This window comes from Asanoa hainanensis (genome assembly GCF_900188485.1).
Classification (GTDB): domain Bacteria; phylum Actinomycetota; class Actinomycetes; order Mycobacteriales; family Micromonosporaceae; genus Asanoa; species Asanoa hainanensis.
This window is the reverse complement of sequence record NZ_FZPH01000015.1, coordinates 54,822-74,756: the sequence shown is the minus strand read 5'-3', so window position 1 is coordinate 74,756 and position 19,935 is coordinate 54,822. Positions and strand designations below refer to the sequence as shown.

Genomic DNA, 19,935 nt, shown 5'->3' with positions numbered 1-19,935 from the left:
CCCTCGTGGGTGGCCTCACCCGTACTACGAACGCGACGACCCCGATCGGACACCGGCAGCCGAAACACGCTCGACGGAGGATCCGCGAGACGACAGGGTGGCTGGGTGCGCAACTATCGGTTCAAACGCCAGACCAACGGGTTCGGCATGTTCGCGGGTGTCACCGCGGAAGCGGTCCGGGCGGCCACTCCGCCGTCCGGCGCCGATCGGATCAGCGACCGCGTCTGGTTGGACACGTCCGAGGTCGTCGACGGGTTCCGGGGCACGCCGCTGACGGTGAGCCCGGACGAGGTCGAGTGGTTGCGGGTTGGGCGGCCGAGGAGCTCGGGTTCGCGCCCTATCGAGCCGACATCACGCGCGCGGTCCAGGCCGGCGGATACGTCGTCAGCTGGTCGAGATCGGACGGTTGACCGCCGTAACTCTGACTATATAGAGTTAGCGTATGTCGTGGTCCCGGCGCAGGTTGCAGGTCCTCACCGCCGCGGTCGTGGTGTTCGGGTGGGCGGTGGTCTACCTCGGCATCATCACCTTCAGCCCGCCGGCGTACGACCCGGTCGGCGAGACCGCCACGGAAGTCAACCTGGCTTTCGGGGTGCTGCTCGCCGTCCCGACGACGGTCTACGTGCTCGCCGCGCTGCTGTTGCTGCACTTCCGACTGACCGGGTCGCCCGCCCGGCCCAAGGGGTCCGACGCGCCGGGGCACGTCCTGGCGGTCGTGGTCGCGACGCTCCCGGAGCATCGGCGCGAGTGGGGTGCCGCGATGACGGCCGAGCTCGCCGAGGTGCGCGGCCGGCCGGCGCGGTGGCGGTTCGCGCTCAGCTGTGCCGGCGCGGCCCTGCGCCTGCCGCCGCTCGGTGGCGCACCGACACTGGTGCTCGTCGCCGCGCTGGCGGTCGCGGCACCGATCGTCGCGGCGCGCGTGGCCGCGCCCGGCCTGGGGGTGTTCGCCGTGACCCTCGGCGCGCTGCTCGGCGCCCTGGCGGTGCTGGCGGTCGGGCGCGCCCGCCGGGTGCGGCTCGCGGTTCCGGTTCCGACGGTCCTCGTCGCCGGCGGAGTGGTCGCGGCGGTTACCGCGACCGTGGTCCTGCTCGTCCGCGAGCCGTCCGTGGCAGACCAGCTGTCGCCGACGCGGGCGGTGGCCCTCGCCGTGCTCCTGGCCGCCTGCCTGTGGGCCGCCGTGGCGACTACGGGCCCGAACCGGCTCGCACCCCACCTCGGCGCCGTCACCGCACTGGGCTACGTCGTCGCCACGCTGCTCGCCGTCCGCGTCGCCACCGATCCGATCGTCGGCGAGAGCGGGCAGGAGGCGGTCACGGCCCTGATCGCGATGTCCATCTTCCTCGGGCCGGCCGCGCTCTTCTTCCTGCCCGCCGTCCTGGCCGCGGCGGCCGACGGATCGTTCCGCACGGGCCTGCGGGCCGGCCTCTGGACCGCGATCGCCTACCTCCCACTGGCGTACGCCGTGTCGGTCACCGAGGGGCTGCGGATCTACGCCAACGGCGGTGGCGTGGGCTTCGACCACCTGGCCGGCCCGGTCGGCGTCATCCTCGACGACGCCGTGTTCTGGCAGCTGACCTACGGCCCGGTGGTCGGCGTCCCGTGCGCGGTCTTCGGGGCCGCGTTGGGCGCGACGCTGCGCCGCCGCTAGGTCGCCGCGTCGAGGAGGATCCGGGCCAGCTCGCGCGGCTGCGAGAACATCGGCCAGTGGCCGGTGTCCATCGTGACCAGTCGCCAGGTGTCGCCGAGCCGCGCGCCCGCGACGAGAACGAAGGCGGCCATCACCGACCGGCCAGGGCGTGATAGCGCGCATACCAGTCGCGGTTGAGCTCGTCGGCCTGCCGCCGGTGACGCGGGACGAAGGCGTGACCGGCCGCCGGCGAAAGCTCGAGGAAGTCGAGGATGCCGCGGGTGACACCGGCGATGTCGGTGGTGAGGTCCTCGTAGCGCACGGAGTGGGCCTGGACGCCGAACTTCGCGAACCAGGCGCGCCAGGCCGCGTTGTGCGCGCCGATCGTCCGCACGAGGTCGTCGATCAGCGCGAAGTCGAAGCGGGGCGAGCGGTCGGGCAGCGGGACGTCGTCGTGCTGCCAGAACTGCGTCTGCTCGGCGCGCGCCCACGACACGGCCTGGGCGACGGTGTCCTCGCGCCAGCAATGGACAAAGCGCAACTGGCCGAACGCCGCGGTCAGCAGGTCGAGGTCGGACCCCGAAGAGCCGAGCTTGGCCACCAGCTCGTCCAGCGTGCCCCACATCACCCGGGCGGCGAAGACCCCGTTGGGGGTGCTGCCCTCCGCGACCGCCGCCCGCACGTAGTCACGGTAGTCAAAAGAACCGAGCGGCAACCCCCAGCGCTCCGCCCAGAGCTCCTCGCCCGGCACCCGGAAATAGGACTCCGGCCGACCGGCGACCCCGGTGTCGCGCAGCAGCGAACACAACAGCGTGCTGCCGGTGCGCGGCGTGCCGCAGAGCAGATACCCGTCCACGGCACACACTCAACCAGCCAGGCGAGCGAAACCGCACCGCGTTTTCACATGCCCAGCACCCGCTCGCGTACGTCCGCGCTCGATCGCAGCTCGGACGTCGTGCCCGACGCCACGATCCGGCCCTCGATGAGCAGATAGCCGCGACTGGCGGCCGACAGCGCGCGTTCCACGTCCTGTTCGACCAGCAGCACGCTCACCCCGGTCGCGTTGACGGCGGCGATCGCGTCGAACACCTCGTCGACGATCACCGGGGCCAGGCCCAGCGACGGCTCGTCGAGCAGCAGCAGGCGAGGCAGGGCCATCAGCGCGCGCCCGAGGGCCAGCATCTGCTGCTCGCCACCGGACAGGCTGCCGGCCTGCTGGCCAGAACGTTCCTTGAGCCGCGGGAACAGCTCGTAGACCCGGGCCTCCGTCTCGCGGTGCACGGCCCGGGCCGGCCGGCGGTACGCGCCGAGAAGCAGGTTGTCGCGCACGCTCATGTGGCCGAACACCCGCCGCCCCTCGGGGACCGTCGCGACGCCGTGGTCGCAGACCCGGTGCCCCGGCAGCGTGGCGACGTCGACGCCCGCGACGGTGATGGTGCCGGCGGCGGCCCGGTGCAGGCCCGCGATGGTCTGCACCAGCGTGGTCTTGCCGGCGCCGTTCGGGCCGACGATGCAGACGGTCTCGGCCGCGCCGACGTCCAGGGCGACGTCCCACAGGGCCTGCGCGTCGCCGTAGCGGGCGTCGACTCCACGGACCTCAAGCACGCTGCCTCCCCAGGTAGGCCCGGACGACCGCGGGGTCGTTGAGCACGGTGGCCGGCTCGCCGTCGGCGATGAGCACACCCCGGTCGAGGACGACGATGCGGGTGGCGAGCTGGTTGAGCACGCGCAGCAGGTGCTCGACGATGATGATCGAGATGCCGCCTTCGTGGATGCGCCGGATCACCGCCACCGCGTCGTCGATCTCGGCCGGGTTCAGGCCGGCGAGCGCCTCGTCGAGCAGCAGCACGACCGGTTCCGCGGCGATCGCCCGGGCCATCTCCAGGAGCTGGCGCTGGTGCAGGTTGAGGGCCGCCGGCAGCTGGCCGGCCAGGTGCTCCAGCCGGACGGTGGCGAGGTGGTCCGCCGCCGCCCGCCGGGCCGCCGGGAGCGAGGCGCCGGTGCGGCCGAACATGACGGCCATGGCCACGTTGTCCAGCACGGTCATCGAGGCGAAGGGCTTGGGGATCTGGTACGTGCGGGCGACGCCGGTGTGCGCCACCTTGTGCGGCGCCAGCCCGACCGTGGCGCGCCCGTCGATCGCGATCGTGCCCGCACTCGGTGGCAGCGCACCGGAGAGCAGGTTGACCAACGTGGTCTTGCCGGACCCGTTGGGCCCGACCAGGCCCACGATCTCACCCTGCCCCACCGACAACGAGACGTCGTCGAGGGCGCGCACGCCGCCGAAGTCACGGATTAGACCGGCGACCGCGACCAGGTCGCGACCGGAATCCGGCTGGGGAGCCGACAACGGCGGCGGCGCGGTCCGGACGGCCGGCGGGGTGCCGGCCGCAGTGGTGCGGGACGGAACGGGGTGGGACGCGGCGACCGGCCGCAAGCGGTCGACCACCACGGCAACGACGATAGCGGCCACCATGGCATAAAGCAGCGCGTCCAGCTCGGTGTACTGCCCACTGAGGACCAGTCCGGCCAAAACTGGCACGAATACGCCGACCGTCAGCCACGGCCGGGCCCGCAGGCGACCGAACAACCCGTCCGGCGCGGCGACCACGAAGACCACCAGCACGCCGCCGAGGATGATGTTGCCCCACTGGTCGAGCTTCTGCGCGGCCAGCTCGTCCTGGAGCACGGTGACGAACGCCGCCCCGACCACCGGGCCCGCCCAGTGCCGGCGGCCGCCGAGCACCGCCATCACGATGACGAACAGCGGCACGGTCAGGGTGAACACGAGCTCGGGCTGCACGGCGCCGTTGCGTACGGCGAGCAGCGCGCCGCCGAGCCCGCCGAGCGCGCCGCTGAGCACGATGGCGATCATCTTGTAGCGGAACGTCGGCACGCCGAGCACCTCGGCGGCGTCCTCGTTGTCGTGGATCGCGCTCAGGCCGCGGCCGAGCCGGGAGCGCTGCACCGCGAGCGCCGTGCCGACGGCCAGCGTCGCCGCCGCGAGCATCAGCAGGAAGATCAGGTGCTGGAAGTCGCCGATCCAGTCCGGGAACGCCGGCAGCGGCAGCGTCGTGCCGAGCCCGCCGTCGATGTCGCGGTTGATCCGCACGAACGCGGCCAGGATGAACGGCACCGCCAGGGTCAGCAGTGCGAAGATCTCGCCGCGCAGCGAGCCGAGCCGGAACGCGATCGCCCCGGTGATCAGCGCGAGCAGCGCCCCGAGCAGGCCGCCGACGACGATCGACACCGGGTAGCTCACCCCGTGCCGGCCCGTCAGCACCGCCACCGCGTACGCGCCGATACCGACGTACGCGGCCTGCCCGAAGCTGAAGTAGCCGGCGTACCCGGACAGGATGTTCCAGCTCGTCGCCTGGATCACCCAGAACAGCACGGAGGTCGCGAGCACCAGCAGATAAGGTGCGACGCCGAGCGAGGTGTTGAAGTGGGCGAGGACCGCCAGCAGCAGGCTGACCCCGACCAGCGAGGTCAGTCCTTTCCGGACACTCATGCCGCCGCCCTCCGGGTGAACAGCCCCTGCGGCCGCAGGACCAGCGCGAGGATGATGGCCAGGAACAGCACGAAGGGCTCGTAGCTCGGGTCCCAGAGCACCGCCACGACGGCCGAGAACGCCCCGACGCCGAGGCCGGCGAACAGCGAGCCCAGCAGGTTGCCGATGCCGCCGAGGATGACCACGGCGAAGACCGTGCCGAACCACTCGTACGCGTGGGCCGGCGCGATGGTGTTGCCGAGCGCGAACACCATGCCCGCGACGGCGGCGCTGACCCCGGCGAGCCCGCCCACGACGAGGCCGAGGCGGCGGTGGTCGATGCCGAACGACGCGGCGACCGTGCGGTCCTGCGCGAAGGCGCGCAGCCCGCGGCCGGCGAACGTGCGCTCCAGCACCAGGTGGCCGCCGCCCATCAGCAGCAACGCGAAGCCGAGGGCGACCAGCCGCGACACCGGCAGCGCGATGGGGCCGAGGTGCAGGGCGCTGGTCCCGTACGGGTTGGCGCCGGCGTCGATGTGCCGGAAGTCGGCGGTCCATACCTGGGTCGACACCTCGATGATGATCATCAGGAGGCCGAAGCTGACCAGCAGCGAGTTGAACTCGACGATGTTGAACCGGTCGTAGGCCCACTGGAGCCCGGCGCCGACCACGAACAGGGCCGGCGCCGAGACCAGCAGGGTGAGCATGGGGTCGATGCCCCAGGCGGAGGTCAGTTGGTACGAGAGGTAGGCGCCGACCAGGATCAGCCCGAAATGCGCCAGGTTGATGACTCGCAGGGTGCCCCAGGTGACCGACAGGCCGGCCGCCATCAAGGCGTACAGCCCGCCGATCAGGGCCCCGCTGAGCGCCGCCTGGACGGCGGTCATGTACGTCTCCTTTGGTTAGTTACTTGATCGGTGCGGCGGCCCGGTCCTGCGGCCAGACCATTACCCATTCACCATTCTGGATCTGCTTGATGCCCAGCGTCGTCGGCCAGAAGTTGTTGTCCTTCTGCTCGAACGTCAGGTGCCCGCTGAACGCGGTGTCGGCGCCCTTGCTGTGCAGCGCGTCGCAGATCGCCTTGTTGTCCGTGGAGCCGGCGGCCTTGACGCCGGACGCGAGGATGTCCCACGCGTTCCAGCTCGCCGCGGCCTGAGTCTCGAAGACCGGGAACGCGACCTTCGCCGCCGTGGCCTTCGTCTTGAACTCGTCGACGATCGCCTGCGCGTCGCCGCCGGCCTTTTCGATCAGCGGGTCGTTCGGCTCGAAGATGGACACCGAGAGCGCACCGTCGCTGGCCGCGCCGAGACCCAGCAGCGGCCCGGGCGCGGGGAAGAGGCTGAACACCTTCGGCGGCGTGTAGCCGAGCTGCTTCATCGCGTTGAGCGCGTTGACGGTGTCGACGCCGAGGCTGTTGCTGATCAACAGGTCCGGCTTCGCGTCGCGTACCTCGGCGGCCATGCCCGCCCAGTCGGACGTGGTCGGCGGGTAGTGCCGGTCGAGGACCACGTCCAGCCCGCGCTCCTTGGCGATCGACAGCACACCGGTCTTGTCCTCGCCGAGGCCGTCGGTGACGAACGCCGCCGACCCGCTCTGGCTGGTCAGCACCGCGATCCGCTGCGGCGGCGTGGGCAGCGTCGCCACCGCGTCGAACAGCAGGTTGGGGATGAACTGGTTCGGCGTCGGGCCGATGGACCAGGCGGGGAACTGGCAGGGGTACGAGAGCTGGGGCGCCAGCACCGCCGTGTGCTGCGGCAGGACGTAGCCGTGCCGCTCGGCCACCGCCATCGCGGCGAGGATGTTCGGCGTGGCGTACGGACCCATGATCAGGTCGACCTTGTTCTGCGCGATCAGCTGCTCGTAGAGCGGCCCGACCTTGGCGGTGTCGGACTGGTCGTCGAGCACCGTCCACTCGACCTTGCGACCGAGCAGCCCGCCGGCCGCGTTGAGCCGCTCGACGTACTGCTCGCCGGCGACCTTGTGGATGAGCCCGGTGGCCGCGAAGGCACCGGTCAGCGACAGGGTCGAGCCGACCACGATGGGGCTCTGGTCGGCACCGCCACCGCCGGACTCCTGTTTGCTACTGCAGGCCGCGCCCGCGGCGACCAGAACGGTCGCCGCGAGCGCACCGAGCACGCGCCTCAGCACGGTAAGCCCTCCTTAACGTATGACACCGCTGTCGTGCACGACGACGCCGCCGAGCACGGTCAGCACGGAATTGATCTTCTTGAGGTCGGCGTCGCCAACGGCCCGCCGATCGAAGTAGTCGCGGTTGAGCACCGCGACGTCGCCCAGGCGACCCGGCGCGAGCACGCCGAGCCGGTCCTCGTCGACGCCGCCCAGGAACCACCCGTTGGCCCTGGTGTAGTGCTCGACCACCTCGCGCCGGGTGATCAGCTGGTTGCCGTTGATCGCCACCCCGAGCGCGTTGATGCCGGTCGTGGCGTAGTAGGCGTGCACCCAGGGGTTCATCGGCGCGATCTGCATGCCGTCGGAGCTCATCCCGAGCGGGATGCCGTTGTCGAGCAGCATGCGGTACGGCGGGCCGGCCGCGGTCGGCGTGCCCGTGAAGTAGCGGAACCCGGTGACGTTGATGCCGCCGCCGAGCGCCTTGAGCTTGTCGACGTAGTCCTCGGTGATCGAGGGCACGTGGCCGACCACCCACCGCAGGTCGGTGATCGGGAACTCCTGGTTGACCAGCGCGAAGCCGTCGATCTCGGCCTTGAAGTCGGTAGCCGACAGCGAGTGCACCTCGGCCCGCCAGCCGGCCTGCGCGACCTTGCGGGCGGCGTCGAGCCAGCGCTGGTTGCCGGCCGATCCGCTGGTGATCGGGTCGCTGGGCACCGGCGCGACGAACTCGCCGATGCCGCCGGTGCGGACCAGGTCATTGCCGAAGAAGGGGAACGCGTTGCGCAGCCGGTCGCCGAGCGCGACGCTGGCCGGGTCGGCGTCCATGTAGAGGAAGTTGATCCGCAGCCGGACGATGCCGTCACCGTCGCCGTAGACCGACAGGAACGGCAGGTGCATCCGGAAGTTGTCCTCGTGCGCCGACCCGTCGGAAGGCGCGTCGACGGCCTGGAACGCGCCCTGGTCGAGGTGCGTGGTGACGCCGAGGCCCACGGCGTACTTCATCGCGTCGCGCGTGCCGCGTTTGCGGTCCTCGAAGGTGAGCTGCCGGCGCAGGGCGAGGGTGGCCCGCCCGGTCTGCGTCAACGCCGCGATCGAGCCGTCCGCGCCGACCGTCACCGGGCCGTCCGGGCCCGGGACGCTCTCGAAGAACGCCTTGCCCAGGCTGTTGGTCACGCCCGGCCCGACGAACCCGATCGAGAGGTAGACCGGGTGGTTGGGCGCGGCCGCGTCGAGCTCCGCCAGCGTGGGGAGGCGTATCTCCTTGAACTGGTTGAAGTGGAACCCGCCGATGGTGGTGATGAACGCGCCGGCCGGCGCCGTGCGGGCCCGCGCGCGGATCGTCGCCTGGACGTCGGCGATCGAGTACGCGTTCTCCAACGGCGTGTGGTAGCCGGGCCGGTTGCCCATCAGCACGATGTGGTTGTGGCAGTCGATGATGCCGGGGATCGCCGTCTTCCCGCGCAGGTCGATGGTGCGCGGCTTTTCGACGAACTCCTTGCGGGCCGCGCTTTCCCGGTCGCCCGTGTAGACGACCTCGCCGTCGCGGATGGCGACGACCTCGACGACCGAGTCGTGCCGGTCCATGGTGTGGATCTCGCCGTTGGTGAGGATCAGGTCGCCCGCGGGCGAGGTGCCCTTGCCGTGCGCGTCGGCCGCGGTGGCGCCGACGAACGGCGCGGCGGCGGCGGCGAGCGCGCCGGTGCGCAACAGGTCGCGCCGGGTCTGGCCCCGCTGGTGTGTCTCGCTCATCGAACGAAACCGCCTTCCAGAAGCAGGTCAGTGGTGCTTGAGCTCGCCGGAGTCGTGCACGATCCGGCCGCCCACCGCGGTGAGGATGGGCCTGATGCGCTTGAGGTCCTCGTCGCTGACCGTGCGGTAGTCGCGGTCGAGCACGACCAGGTCGCCGAGCTTGCCGGTCTCGATCGTGCCGAGCTTGTCCTCCATGTTGAGGAACCAGGCGTTCTCGCGGGTCCACAGCCGGACGGCCTCGTCACGGGTGATCTGCTGACCGACGTTGATCTCGACGCCCAGCGCGTTGCGGCCGGTGACCGCGTAGTAGATGCCGAACCAGGGGTTCAGCGGGGCGATGTGGACGCCGTCGAGGTGGATGCCGGCCTTGATGCCGTGGTCGAGGATCGTGCGGAACGGCGCGCCCGCGGCCGTGCCGCTGCCGGACATGAAGGCGAAGGTGCCGCCGTTGACCGCGCCGCCCAGGGCCTGGAGCCGGTCGAGCAGCGCCGGCGTCACGACCGGGACGTGGTCGATGCGCCACCGCAGCCTGGTGATGTCGTACTGCGCGTTGACCGCCTCGTAGCCGGCGATCTGCGCCTCCAGCGCGGCCAGGCTCAGCGCCCGGTTGTTGTTGCGCCACCCGGCGGCCGCGATGAGCTGCTGCGCCCGGGTCCACACCGGACCGTTGCCGTCTCCGGGGGCGCCCCACTCGCCGATCCCGCCGGTCATCAGCAGGTCGTCGCCGAAGAGCTGGTACTGGTTGGCCAGGCGCTGGGTCAGCTCGGGCAGGGTGAGGTCGTTCTGGTTGTGCAGGAAGTTGGTCTGCAGCCGGATGAACGTCTTCCCTTCGGCGTGCAGGGCCCGCCAGGAGTCGTACATCCGGTAATGGTCGAAGTTGGACAGTGCGTGGTTCGGCTGTGGTGGGCCGATGACCGGGAAGCCGACCTCGTCGAGCACGGCGGTGATGCCGACGCTGGCCGAGTAGGCCATCGCGTCGAGCGTGCTGCGCTTGCGGTCCTCGAACGTCTGGGTCAGCCGCACGTTGTAGAGCGCGGCCTCCGCGTTGGCGACGCCGGTGATCGAGCCGTCCGCGCCGACCACCGACGGCACCGGCGCCGCCTCGAAGTAGGCCTTGCCCAGCGAGTTGGTCCAGGCCGGGCCGGTGAAGCCCTGGAACAGCAGGACCGGGCGGTCGGGTACGGCGGCGTCGAGCTCGGCCAGGGTCGGCAGGCGGCGCTCGGCGAACAGGTTCGGGTGGAAACCGCCCATCGCGGTGATGAACTGGCCTGGCGGCACGTCGCGGCGGCGCGCGGCCAGGAGACGCTGGATCCCGGCGATGTCGCCGGCGTTCTCGATGACGACGTGGTAGCCGGGGCGGATGGCGAGGCTGACGAAGTGCACGTGCGGCTCGATCATGCCCGGCACGACCGTGCGGCCGCGCAGGTCGACGACGGTCGGCTTGCCCGGCACGAGCTTCTTGAGCTGGCCGAGGCTGGAACCGACGCCGACGATGCGGCCCTCGGAGATCGCGACACCGGCGACCGTACGGCCGTGGCCGTCGAAGGTGCGGATCTTTCCGTTGTGGAGCACCAGGTCGCCGCGCGGTGTGGTGCGGTCGACGACGGAGACGGGAGCGGAACCGGAGGCGGCCGGGCTGGAGAGGCCGAGCGCGGTTCCGGCGGCCATGGCAGCGCCGGCGCCGAGCACGCCGCGCCGGGAGAAGGAGAGGGGATCGTTCATTTCTGGGCTACACCGCCCTTCGCGGTTAAAGCGCCAGGAGGCGTTATGAACCACTACTGAGGCAGGAGCGTACGGCTCGGGTGGACAGTGTGCAATACCACTGTGCACTGCCGTTCATGAAGATGAAACAGGCGGGCCCGTCAGCTGAAGCGCTCGGCCACGAACCAGATGCCGACGGCGGGCTCGACGCCGTGGTTGGCGTACGAGTGCGGTGTGGAGCAGTCGAACGACACCGAGTCGCCGGGGTCGAGCACGTGCGTGTCGAAGCCCAGCGTCAGCGTGAGCTGCCCGGACAGCACGTGGCCCCACTCGGTGCCCGAGTGGCGCATCAGGACACCCGCGCCGGAGGACGAGCCGCCCGGTGCGTAGGTGATGCGCAGGAAGTCCACATGGGTGTCGGGAAGCTGGCCGAGCAGCTCCCAGGTGACGCCGGAGTCGAGGTGCAGCACCTCGCGCTCGCCGGCGGGCACCACCGGGCCCACGCGCCGGCGCTGGGCGAGCATCCGCAGCCCTTGCGCGGTAGCGGAGTTGCCCGTCAGGTCGCCGTTCGTGACGACCGGCGCTGGGGCCGGGCGCGGGGCGCCGGCTTCGGGCTCGTTGAAGATGTCCTCGACGGAGATGCCGAGCGCCGCGGTGATGGCGTACAGCGTGCTGACCGAGGGGTTGCTCTTGCCGGTCTCGATCTGGGAGATCAGGCTGGCCGAGGTGTCGACGACGCGGGCCAGGCCACGCACCGTCATGCCGCGGTCCAGTCGGGCTTGACGCAGCCGCTCACCGATCGGGGGCATCCCCGCCTGTCCACTCACGCCCGGTGCCACCCTTCAGTTTTCCTGGCTCCACACTCTATCGCGCGTCCCGAGCACTGTGGTGTGATGCTTGACGCCCGTGTTGCCAACTGGCTAGCTTCGTCAAGCGTTACTTAACACGCCCGGAATATAGCAGAGGGGTGCTGTGGTGGCGATCGGCACGTACGGCTCGAATGCCGTCGACTGGGAACAGCGCATCGACCTCGACCGGCTGCGCCGGGAACGGCTCGCCCGGCTCAACGCCGAGCTCGAACGGTCCAGCCTCGGGGCGGTCCTCGCGTTCGACTTCGCGAACATCCGCTACATGACGGCCACCCACATCGGCACGTGGGCGATCGACAAGTTCATCCGGTTCGCGTTGCTGGTCCGCGGCGCCGAGCCGATCGTCTGGGACTTCGGCTCGGCGGCCCGCCACCACCAGCTCTACAACCCCTGGCTCGACGGGGAGAAGCGGGCCCGGGCCGGCATCTCCGTGCTGCGCGGTGCCTTCCACCCCGACGCCGGCATCGCCGACGAACTGGCCCGCAAGATCGCCGTCGAGCTCGAGGAGCGCGGCCTGGCCGACGCCCCGGTCGGCATCGACATCGCCGAGATGCCGGTGCTGCTCGCCCTCCAGCGCGCCGGCATCGAGGTGGTCGACGGGCAGCAGCTGTTCCTGGAGGCCCGGCGGGTCAAGACCGTCGACGAGATCTCCCTGCTGACCCAGGCGGCGTCCATGGTGGACGCCGCCTACGAGGAGCTCTACGAGTTCCTGCGCCCCGGCGTGCGGGAGAACGAGTGCGTCGGGCTGGTCAGCAAGGTCCTCTACGACCTGGGCAGCGAGTTCGTCGAGGGCGTCAACGCCATCTCCGGCGAGCGCTGCGCGCCGCACCCGCACGTCTACAGCGACCGGCTGATCCGCCCCGGCGACCCGGCGTTCTTCGACATCCTGCACAGCCACGTCGGCTACCGCACCTGCTACTACCGGTGCTTCGCGGTCGGCAGCGCCTCGGCGGGGATGCGTGACGCGTACGTGCGGTGCCGGGAGTACATGGACCGCGCGATCGCCGCCGTGCGGCCCGGCGCGACGACGGCCGACATCGTGTCGCTGTGGCCGCGGGCCGAGGAGTTCGGCTTCGCCAACGAGGAGGCGGCGTTCGCGCTGCAGTACGGGCACGGCGTCGGCCTGTCCATCTGGGAGAAGCCCATCTTCAGCCGGCTCGTCTCGCTCGACCACCCCGAGGTGATCGAGGAGGGGATGGTGTTCGCGCTGGAGACGTACTGGCCCGCCAAGGACGGCTGGGGCGCCGCCCGGATCGAGGAGGAGGTCGTCGTGACCGCCGACGGATGCGAGGTCATCACCAAGTTCCCGGCCGAGGACCTGCTCGTCGCGGGCCGCCGCTACTGGACGGTCGACGGCCCGCTGAACACGCGGCGGGAGGCCCAGTCGCACCTCAACACCAAGGCAGGCCGCGGTGAGTGAGACAACCGAGCTGCTCGACCTGTACGAGCGGATGGCGGTCATCCGGCGCACGGAGAAGGCCGCGTACGACATGTTCCTGGCCGGCCTCGTCAAGGGCACGACGCACCTCGCGTCGGGGCACGAGGCCGTGGCCGTCGGTGCGAGCGCGGCGCTGCGTCCCGACGACTACGTCTTCGCCACCTATCGCGGCCACCACCACGCCCTCGCCCGCGGCGCGACGCCGGAGGCGTGCCTGGCCGAGCTGATGCAGAAGTCGACCGGGCTGTGCAAGGCCAAGGGCGGCTCGATGCACCTGACCCACGCCGAGGGCAACATGCTCGGCTCGTACGCCATCGTCGGTGCGCATCTCCCGATGGCCGTCGGCGCCGCCTGGTCGGCCCGGTTGCGCGGCACCGAGCAGGTGGCGCTGGCGTTCTTCGGCGACGGCGCCACCAACATCGGCGCGTTCCACGAGGCGCTCAACCTGGCCGCGGTGTGGAAGCTGCCGGTCGTCTTCGTCTGCGAGAACAACCTCTACATGGAGTACACGCCGATCGGCGCGGTCACCGCCGTCGACCGGCCGGCCGCCGATCGCGCTCCCGCGTACCGGATGCCGGCCCAGGTCGTCGACGGCAACGACGTCGTCCTCGTGCGCGAGGCGGTCGCCGCCGCGGTCGACCGGGCCCGGGCCGGCGACGGACCGACCGTGATCGAGGCGGAGACCTACCGGCACTACGGGCACAGCCGCACCGACCCGGCCACCTATCGCCCGGCCGAGGAGGTCGAGCGCTGGCTGAAGCACGACCCGATAGACGTCGCGCGCGCCCGCCTCGAAGCGCTCGGCGTCGCCCCCGACGAGATCTCGGTCGTCGACGAGCGCGCCACGTCGACGGTGGCCGCGGCGATCGCGGCCGCGAAGGCGGCACCGGACGCCGACGTCGCCGAGGCGTTCACCGACGTATGGGCCGATGGGGGTGCGCAATGGCGGATGTGATCACGTATCGAGCGGCGGTTTCCGAGGGGATCGCCCGCGAGATGCGCCGCGACCCGAGCGTGGTCTGCCTGGGCGAGGACATCGGCGCGGCGGGCGGCGTGTTCAAGACGACCGCCGGGCTGTTCGAGGAGTTCGGGCCGACCCGGATCTGGGACACCCCGATCTCCGAGCAGGCGATCGTCGGCGCCGCGATGGGCGCGGCGATGACCGGCATCCGGCCCGTCGCCGAGATCATGTTCTCGGACTTCCTGGCGTGCTGCTGGGACTACCTGGCCAACGAGATCCCCAAGGTGCGCTACATGACCGGCGGCCAGGTCACCGTGCCGCTGGTGATCCGCACCGCCAACGGCGGCGGCCTCGGCTTCGGCGCCCAGCACTCCCAGGCGGTCGAGAACTGGGCCCTGACCATTCCCGGCCTCAAGATCGTCGCGCCGTCGACGCCCGCCGACGTGATCGGGTTGATGGCCTCCGCGATCCGCAGCGACGACCCCGTGGTCTTCTTCGAGCACAAGGGACTGTTCGCCGGCAAGGGCCCGCTGCCGCCCGCCGACCACGTCGTCGAGCTCGGCCGTGCGTCCGTGGTGCGCCCAGGTGACGACGTGACGCTGGTGGCACTGGCCTCCACGGTGCACACCGCGCTGGCGGCGGCCGACGAGCTCGAGCGGGACGGCATCTCGGCGGAGGTGGTCGACCTGCGGTGCCTGATCCCGATGGACCTGACCACCGTGCTCGCCTCGGTCGGCAAGACCTCGCGCCTGGTCACCGTCGAGGAGAACCCGCACCAGGCCGGCTGGGGCGCCACGGTCGTCTCCGTCGTCGTCGACGAGGGCTTCGAGCTGCTGGACGCGCCCGTCCGCCGGGTCGCCTCGGCCAACGTGCCGCTGCCGTTCGCGGACGCGCTCGAGGACCAGGTCATCCCCACCACCGACAAGGTGGTGGCGGCCGTCCGCTCGGTCGTCAACTACTAGGGTCTGTGTCGAAGTGGAGACCGGGCTGCGGCGGACCCAGGCGCCGCCTGGAACCACGCCGGTCACGACCAGATACAACACCGGTATCCGGCCGCGCCCGGCGCGGCCCCAGCCGACGCCTGGGCCTCGCCTCGCTCCGGCCCCCACTTCGACACAGACCCTTGGAGGTTTGCCAGGATGAGCGACCGGCATGTGGTCGTGCGGGCCGCCGACGCGGTCTTCGAGCCGTCGCCCGACGGCCGGGGCGGCACCCGGTGGATGATCGCCGGGGAGGGCTCGCCGGGCGCCCTGCACACCGAGTTCTCCGTGTGCGCGTTGGAGCCGGGCGACCGGGTGGCCACCGCCGTGCAGTCCTATGAGGAGTGTTTCTACGTCCTCGACGGCAACCCGGTGCTCCAGACGCCCGAAGGGGCGACCCGGCTCGTCCCGGGTGACTACGGTCTCCTGCCCGTGGGCGTCGCGCACGCCTGGCGCAACGAGGGCGGGCCGGCCCGGTTCGCGCAGATGCGGGCGACCCAACCCCGGGCCGCGTACGGCCATGACGTCTTCACCGTCCCGGACCTGCCGGAGACCGAGCCGGTGCCGGTCGACGTGCGGGACCCGCGCACCCGGGCGTTCGGGCACATCGAGCCGATCAACATGGAGGTCGACAAGCAGCGCCAGGAGCTGCTCGCGCTGTCGGCCAGCATGCGCACGGCCCTGCTCGTCTACAGCGGCATCACGGTCAAGATGATGGTCGACAGCGACCTGGGCGCCGACCTGACCACCATGTTCATGGTGCAGTACGAGCCCGCCGGCGTCGCCGGTCCGCACGACCATCCCTTCGAGGAGACCTACCTGTTCCTCGAAGGGGAGGCCGAGGCGGTCTTCGACGGGCAGACCTACCTGCTGGGCCCCGGAGACGCGGCGTTCGCGGGCGTCGGTTGCGTGCACGGCTTCCGCAACGTCGGCGCCGGGCCCGTGCGGTGGCTGGAGACCCAGGCACCGCAGCCGCCGGGCCGGCACTCGTACCGGTTCGTACGGGACTGGGACTACCTCAACTCGGTGAAGGGATCCTGAGATGGCCGGCTCGGTGCTCATCGTCGGCGGCACCGCCGGCATCGGCAGGGAGATCGCCGCACACTACGCCGCGCGGGGCCGCGACGTCGTCATCACCGGCCGCGACGCCACCCGCTCGGCGAAGGTGGCCGCGGAGCTGGGCCCGTCGGTCGCGGGCGTCGCGCTGGACCTCACCGACCCCCGCGCGGTCGCCGGAAACCTCGACGCGGTCGGCCCGGTCAGCCACGTCGTGCTCGCCGCGATCGACCGGGACTCCAACACGGTCGGCGACTACGACATCGAGGCCGCCCTGCGCCTGGTCACCCTGAAGCTGGTCGGCTACACGGCGGTCGTGCAGGCGGTGCGCGGCCGCCTCACGGGGGCCGGCTCGATCCTGCTCTACGGCGGCATGGCGCGGCTGCGGCCGTACCCGGGCTCGACCACGGTCAGCGCCATCAACGCCGGCGTGCTCGGCATGGTCCGGACGCTGTCGTGCGAGCTGGCACCGACCCGGGTCAACTCGATCCACCCGGGCATCGTCGGCGACAGTCCCTTCTGGACGGGCAAGTCGCTCGACGCGGTCGTCGCCAACACGCTGACCGGGCGGCTGGCCACCATGACCGAAGTCGTCAACGCCTCGGTCTTCCTGCTGGAGAACGGCGGAGTCAACGGCGTCGACCTGGTCGTCGACGGAGGGTGGCGGTGACGGCCGCGCCGGTCGCGGTCATCGGCACCGGGCGGATGGGTGCCGCGATGGTCGGCCGCCTGGCCGGCGCCGGCCACCCGGTCACGGTCTGGAACCGCACGTCCGGGCGGGCCGCCGGCCTGCCGGCCGTCGTCGCACCCACCGCCCGCGAAGCGGTGGCCGGCGTGGCGTTCGTGGTCGTCTCGCTGGCCGACGACGACGCGGTCCGAGAGGTCTACGCGGACCTGGTGCGCGGCCTGGAGCCCGACGCCGTCGTCCTCGAGACGAGCACGATCCACCCGGACACGGTCCGCGAGCTGGCGTTATCGGTGGGGGAGGCGCACCTGCTGGACAGCCCGGTCTCCGGCAGCGTGGCGCTGGTGGCGCAGGGAGCGCTGACGGCGCTGGTCGGCGGCTCCGGTTCGGCACTGGAACGCGCCCGGCCTATCCTGTCCACCTTCGCCAGCCGCATCCTGCACCTCGGCCCGCAGGGCGCCGGCGCCACGATGAAGCTCGTCGTCAACTCGGTCATCCACGGCCTCAACCAGGCGGTGGCCGAGGCCCTCGTCCTCGCCGAACGGGCGGGGGTCGACCGGACGGCCGCGTACGACGTCCTGGCGGCCAGCGCCGTCGCGGCGCCGTTCGTGGCGTACAAGCGCGACGCCTACGTCAACCCCGACGCCGCGGGAGTGGCGTTCGCGCTCGACCTGGTGGCCAAGGACCTGCGCCTGATCGACGCCTTGGCCACCAGCGTCGGCGCCCGGATGCCGCAGCTGTCCGCCAACGCCGCGGTGGTCGCCGACGCGGTCTCCGGCGGGTACGGCGCGCGGGACATGAGCGCGCTGGCCGCGCTGCTGCGGGACTAGACCGGCCGCACCGGCTGCCGCAGGATCGTCTTGAGCTTCGCGGGCTCGGTGCGCCGGGGGTCGCTCAGGTAGATCTCGTGGTGGTGCCCGGCCATCCGGAGGTTGTTGGCGGCCAGGTACTCGTCGTGGAGCTTGGCCAGCACGGGACCCTCGTCGTCGTACGGGCCACGGTGCAGCACCTGCGCGCTGGTGCCCTCGTGCAGCACCTCTCGGCGTACGTCGACGATGCTCTTCTTTTTCTTCCGCGCGGCCTCCGTCGCCCGGTCGACGTGCTCGTCGGTGACCCAGTCGGGCTGGCTGATCAGCATCCGCCACTGCCAGGCGTCCTTGGCGCGGGTGGTGAACACCGCCGGGTCGTCGGACCACCAGAGCCCTTCGAGCGGCCCGACCACGAAGTCGCGGCCGTCGGCCTTGCCGCCAAACTTGATCGTGTACGCGACGGCGTAGAGCGACTCGACGGCCCGTACATAGTCGGGGCTCGTGTTGGGGTCGCCCTTGCCGTCGACGGCGAGAAACCCCTGCGCGGGCACGTCGACCAGGGCCCAGTCGGTGTTCGTCGGCGCGTAGCAGGCCTTGAGCGCGCGCTTGATGTCGTAGCCGGGCATGGTCGGGCTCCCTTGCGGCGTACAGGCAGAATCATTTTCGCTGTCGGTGTCTGCGCGGGGGTCGGTCTGTGGATTCGGGAGTTCTGAAAGCGGCGACCTTCGCGGTGGTCACCTTCGTGATGGGCGTCATCTTCACGGTGTGGGGCCTCGAAGGCTATCTGGCCCACCACGGCGGCATCGACGGACAGGTCCGGGTCAGCACGTGCGACGAGGTCGACCCCAACGAGTGGAGCTGCGAGGGCACCTTCGTCTCCGACGACGGCGCGGTCCGGATCGCCGGCATCGACATCATGCCGATCTACGTGGGCCCCCACCCGGGCGACAACACGTCACCGGCGGCGGTCAGCGGTCCGGAGGGAAGCACCGCGTGGCTGGCCTCCGAGGGGTTCCCCATGCTGCTCGTCGTCGGCATCGTCATGTTCGTGGGTTTCGTGGTCTCGGTGATCGTGCTGGTGCGCATCGCGTCGGCGTCGGCACCGGCACCGGTTGCCCCGGGCGTGCTGCTGCTCGCGACCCCCGTGGTCGCGACACCGGTCGTCCTCCCGCCGGGGTCGCCGCGCCCCAACCGCGTCATCTGGAAGGTGGTGGCCGTCGGCTGGCTGCTCCCGCTGGCGGCGCTGACCGTCGCGATCTCCGAGTACAACCGCTTCAACGCGGCGCAGGAGAGCCGGCTGGTCCAGACCGGCGACGGTGTCGTGACCGAGGTGGGCGATCGCGTCATAGGCGTCACGCTGACGGCCCCGGACGGAGACACCGCGACGGTACGGGTGACCCCCACCAACCCGACCGCGTACCCGGAAGGCACCCGGATCCCGTACCGCTTCGATCCGTCGGATCCAGGGTTCGCGCTGCCCCTCGACGAGAGCCCGTTCGAGGCCCTGTGGGTCGTCGAACGCGACTCCTGGAGCCAGTTCGTGTTCCTGCTCGGCATCGCGCTCGCCGTGGTGTGGACCTGGCGGCTGGGCCGCTGGGGGACCGGCATGCTGCGCCGCGGCCCCGAACCGGGCACGGCCCGCGCCCGGGTCGCCGCGCCGGCGGTCGGGCCGGGATCGCTGTGGCTGGAGATCGTGGACAGTGCGGGCACGCGCTGGCACCAACGGGTGCTGTGGGACCGCCGCCTGATCGAGACCCTGGCCGCCGGTCCGGCCGAGCCGGAGTTCGCGGTCGGACTATGCCGCTGCCTGGGCTTCCGGCGCATGTACCTGGTCGACGTCCCGGGCGTGGGCCGCCTCTGGCCGGGCAGCACCGCCCGGCGGCGGCCGCCGCTGATGTCCACGCTGCGCCCGTTCGAGCCGACCGCCGCCCGCCCCGGCGGCTCAGTCCTCCGCCTGGCTCTCGGCGTCGTGCTGCCGATCGCCCTGATCGCCGCCGCGATCTGGTACGTCGCCGACCCGACGATGGCCGCGCTGGCCGCGACGCTCCTGGTGGCCTTCCCCCTGTGGCGGGGAGCCGTTCCCGGCCGCGGCCTCTACCTGACCAGCCCAGAGGCGAGCTCGCCGCGTCGCTGACCAGCTTGTACGGCCTTGTACGGCCACTTCGCCGTCGCTTGCCCCGGCTGTGGCGCCTCCGCTGGACTCGACACAGGACGGCCGACCGGTCGCTCCAGTCGATGAAAGGACGTTCCATGCTGCTACGTCTCCGGCACGCGGTCGCGGCCGCTGCCGTCGCTCTACCCCTCTCCCTGGCAGCACCCACCGCGGCTCAGGCCGCACCCACGAACTGCGCCAAGGGACCGACCGGCGACCGAGGCTCGTGCGCCGTATGCGCCGGCGGCAACGGCTCGTACCGAGCCTTCATCCAATGCAGGGGGGATC

The 19,935-nt window shown here is 71.4% G+C and carries 18 protein-coding genes; 8 read left to right on the top strand and 10 right to left on the bottom strand.

Features of this window, described 5'->3' with window-relative positions; genetic code table 11:
* Positions 1-442: 442 nt before the first annotated feature.
* Positions 443-1,648 (top strand): hypothetical protein, encoded by a 1,206-nt coding sequence (locus CHC05_RS30355; RefSeq protein ID WP_144022837.1) that lies wholly within the window; start codon positions 443-445, stop codon positions 1,646-1,648.
* Here CHC05_RS30355 and CHC05_RS43170 read toward each other — a convergent pair.
* The 9 genes from CHC05_RS43170 to CHC05_RS30315 all read right to left on the bottom strand — a co-directional run bounded on the left by CHC05_RS43170 (position 1,645) and on the right by CHC05_RS30315 (position 11,524).
* A complete protein-coding gene (locus tag CHC05_RS43170) occupies positions 1,645-1,779 on the bottom strand; it encodes a hypothetical protein (RefSeq protein WP_281257746.1) in 135 nt (44 codons plus the stop codon). The two genes, CHC05_RS30355 and CHC05_RS43170, sit on opposite strands and share 4 nt — an antisense overlap.
* Positions 1,779-2,483 carry a Stf0 family sulfotransferase gene (locus CHC05_RS30350; protein ID WP_179266445.1) on the bottom strand — a complete coding sequence of 235 codons (705 nt, stop codon included), beginning with the start codon at positions 2,481-2,483 and terminating at the stop codon, positions 1,779-1,781. The genes CHC05_RS43170 and CHC05_RS30350 overlap by 1 nt, the downstream gene beginning before the upstream one ends.
* Positions 2,484-2,527: 44 nt before the next feature.
* A complete protein-coding gene (locus CHC05_RS30345) occupies positions 2,528-3,232 on the bottom strand; it encodes an ABC transporter ATP-binding protein (RefSeq protein ID WP_089254040.1) in 705 nt (234 codons plus the stop codon).
* A complete protein-coding gene (locus CHC05_RS30340; protein ID WP_089254039.1) occupies positions 3,225-5,138 on the bottom strand; it encodes a branched-chain amino acid ABC transporter ATP-binding protein/permease in 1,914 nt (637 codons plus the stop codon). The genes CHC05_RS30345 and CHC05_RS30340 overlap by 8 nt, the downstream gene beginning before the upstream one ends.
* Positions 5,135-6,004, bottom strand: a complete 870-nt coding sequence (locus tag CHC05_RS30335) for a branched-chain amino acid ABC transporter permease (RefSeq protein WP_089254038.1) — start codon at positions 6,002-6,004, stop codon at positions 5,135-5,137. The genes CHC05_RS30340 and CHC05_RS30335 overlap by 4 nt, the downstream gene beginning before the upstream one ends.
* Positions 6,005-6,023: 19 nt before the next feature.
* On the bottom strand, positions 6,024-7,265 hold the full coding sequence (locus CHC05_RS30330; protein ID WP_089254037.1) for an amino acid ABC transporter substrate-binding protein: 1,242 nt from the start codon (positions 7,263-7,265) through the stop codon (positions 6,024-6,026).
* A gap of 12 nt (positions 7,266-7,277) precedes the next feature.
* Positions 7,278-8,996 carry an amidohydrolase family protein gene (locus CHC05_RS30325; protein WP_089254036.1) on the bottom strand — a complete coding sequence of 573 codons (1,719 nt, stop codon included), beginning with the start codon at positions 8,994-8,996 and terminating at the stop codon, positions 7,278-7,280.
* A gap of 27 nt (positions 8,997-9,023) precedes the next feature.
* On the bottom strand, positions 9,024-10,718 hold the full coding sequence (locus CHC05_RS30320) for an amidohydrolase (RefSeq protein WP_089254035.1): 1,695 nt from the start codon (positions 10,716-10,718) through the stop codon (positions 9,024-9,026).
* A gap of 140 nt (positions 10,719-10,858) precedes the next feature.
* Entirely contained in the window at positions 10,859-11,524 is a 666-nt protein-coding gene (locus CHC05_RS30315) for a helix-turn-helix domain-containing protein (RefSeq protein ID WP_218824724.1), read from the bottom strand.
* 148 nt (positions 11,525-11,672) lie between these two features.
* Here CHC05_RS30315 and CHC05_RS30310 point away from each other — a divergent pair, with 148 nt between their 5' ends.
* The 6 genes from CHC05_RS30310 (at position 11,673) to CHC05_RS30285 (ending at position 17,516) form a co-directional block, all read left to right on the top strand.
* Positions 11,673-12,986: a M24 family metallopeptidase gene (locus CHC05_RS30310; protein WP_089254187.1), complete on the top strand. Its 1,314-nt coding sequence runs from the start codon at positions 11,673-11,675 to the stop codon at positions 12,984-12,986.
* Entirely contained in the window at positions 12,979-13,959 is a 981-nt protein-coding gene (locus CHC05_RS30305) for a thiamine pyrophosphate-dependent dehydrogenase E1 component subunit alpha (protein WP_218824722.1), read from the top strand. Before CHC05_RS30310 ends, CHC05_RS30305 begins: the two co-directional genes overlap by 8 nt.
* Positions 13,956-14,927: an alpha-ketoacid dehydrogenase subunit beta gene (locus tag CHC05_RS30300; RefSeq protein WP_425426865.1), complete on the top strand. Its 972-nt coding sequence runs from the start codon at positions 13,956-13,958 to the stop codon at positions 14,925-14,927. Before CHC05_RS30305 ends, CHC05_RS30300 begins: the two co-directional genes overlap by 4 nt.
* 177 nt (positions 14,928-15,104) lie before the next feature.
* A complete protein-coding gene (locus tag CHC05_RS30295; protein ID WP_089254032.1) occupies positions 15,105-15,986 on the top strand; it encodes a cupin domain-containing protein in 882 nt (293 codons plus the stop codon).
* Position 15,987: 1 nt separating this feature from the next.
* Positions 15,988-16,671, top strand: a complete 684-nt coding sequence (locus CHC05_RS30290) for an SDR family NAD(P)-dependent oxidoreductase (protein ID WP_089254031.1) — start codon at positions 15,988-15,990, stop codon at positions 16,669-16,671.
* A complete protein-coding gene (locus CHC05_RS30285; RefSeq protein ID WP_218824721.1) occupies positions 16,668-17,516 on the top strand; it encodes an NAD(P)-dependent oxidoreductase in 849 nt (282 codons plus the stop codon). Before CHC05_RS30290 ends, CHC05_RS30285 begins: the two co-directional genes overlap by 4 nt.
* On the opposite strand, the gene CHC05_RS30280 is transcribed toward CHC05_RS30285, so the two are convergent.
* A complete protein-coding gene (locus tag CHC05_RS30280; RefSeq protein ID WP_089254030.1) occupies positions 17,513-18,121 on the bottom strand; it encodes a GyrI-like domain-containing protein in 609 nt (202 codons plus the stop codon). The genes CHC05_RS30285 and CHC05_RS30280 overlap by 4 nt on opposite strands.
* 68 nt (positions 18,122-18,189) lie before the next feature.
* Here CHC05_RS30280 and CHC05_RS30275 point away from each other — a divergent pair, with 68 nt between their 5' ends.
* Entirely contained in the window at positions 18,190-19,629 is a 1,440-nt protein-coding gene (locus CHC05_RS30275; RefSeq protein ID WP_144022836.1) for a hypothetical protein, read from the top strand.
* Positions 19,630-19,935: the final 306 nt, after the last annotated feature.

Excerpts from the sequence above, each read along its gene's own strand:
- CHC05_RS30325 (WP_089254036.1), bottom strand. The coding sequence starts at position 8,996 with ATGAGCGAGACACACCAGCGGGGCCAGACCCGGCGCGACCTGTTGCGC.
- CHC05_RS30280 (WP_089254030.1), bottom strand. The coding sequence starts at position 18,121 with ATGCCCGGCTACGACATCAAGCGCGCGCTCAAGGCCTGCTACGCGCCG.
- CHC05_RS43170 (WP_281257746.1), bottom strand. The coding sequence starts at position 1,779 with ATGGCCGCCTTCGTTCTCGTCGCGGGCGCGCGGCTCGGCGACACCTGG.
- CHC05_RS30320 (WP_089254035.1), bottom strand. The coding sequence starts at position 10,718 with ATGAACGATCCCCTCTCCTTCTCCCGGCGCGGCGTGCTCGGCGCCGGC.
- CHC05_RS30290 (WP_089254031.1), top strand. The coding sequence starts at position 15,988 with ATGGCCGGCTCGGTGCTCATCGTCGGCGGCACCGCCGGCATCGGCAGG.
- CHC05_RS30355 (WP_144022837.1), top strand. The coding sequence starts at position 443 with ATGTCGTGGTCCCGGCGCAGGTTGCAGGTCCTCACCGCCGCGGTCGTG.
- CHC05_RS30295 (WP_089254032.1), top strand. The coding sequence starts at position 15,105 with ATGAGCGACCGGCATGTGGTCGTGCGGGCCGCCGACGCGGTCTTCGAG.
- CHC05_RS30340 (WP_089254039.1), bottom strand. The coding sequence starts at position 5,138 with ATGAGTGTCCGGAAAGGACTGACCTCGCTGGTCGGGGTCAGCCTGCTG.
- CHC05_RS30335 (WP_089254038.1), bottom strand. The coding sequence starts at position 6,004 with ATGACCGCCGTCCAGGCGGCGCTCAGCGGGGCCCTGATCGGCGGGCTG.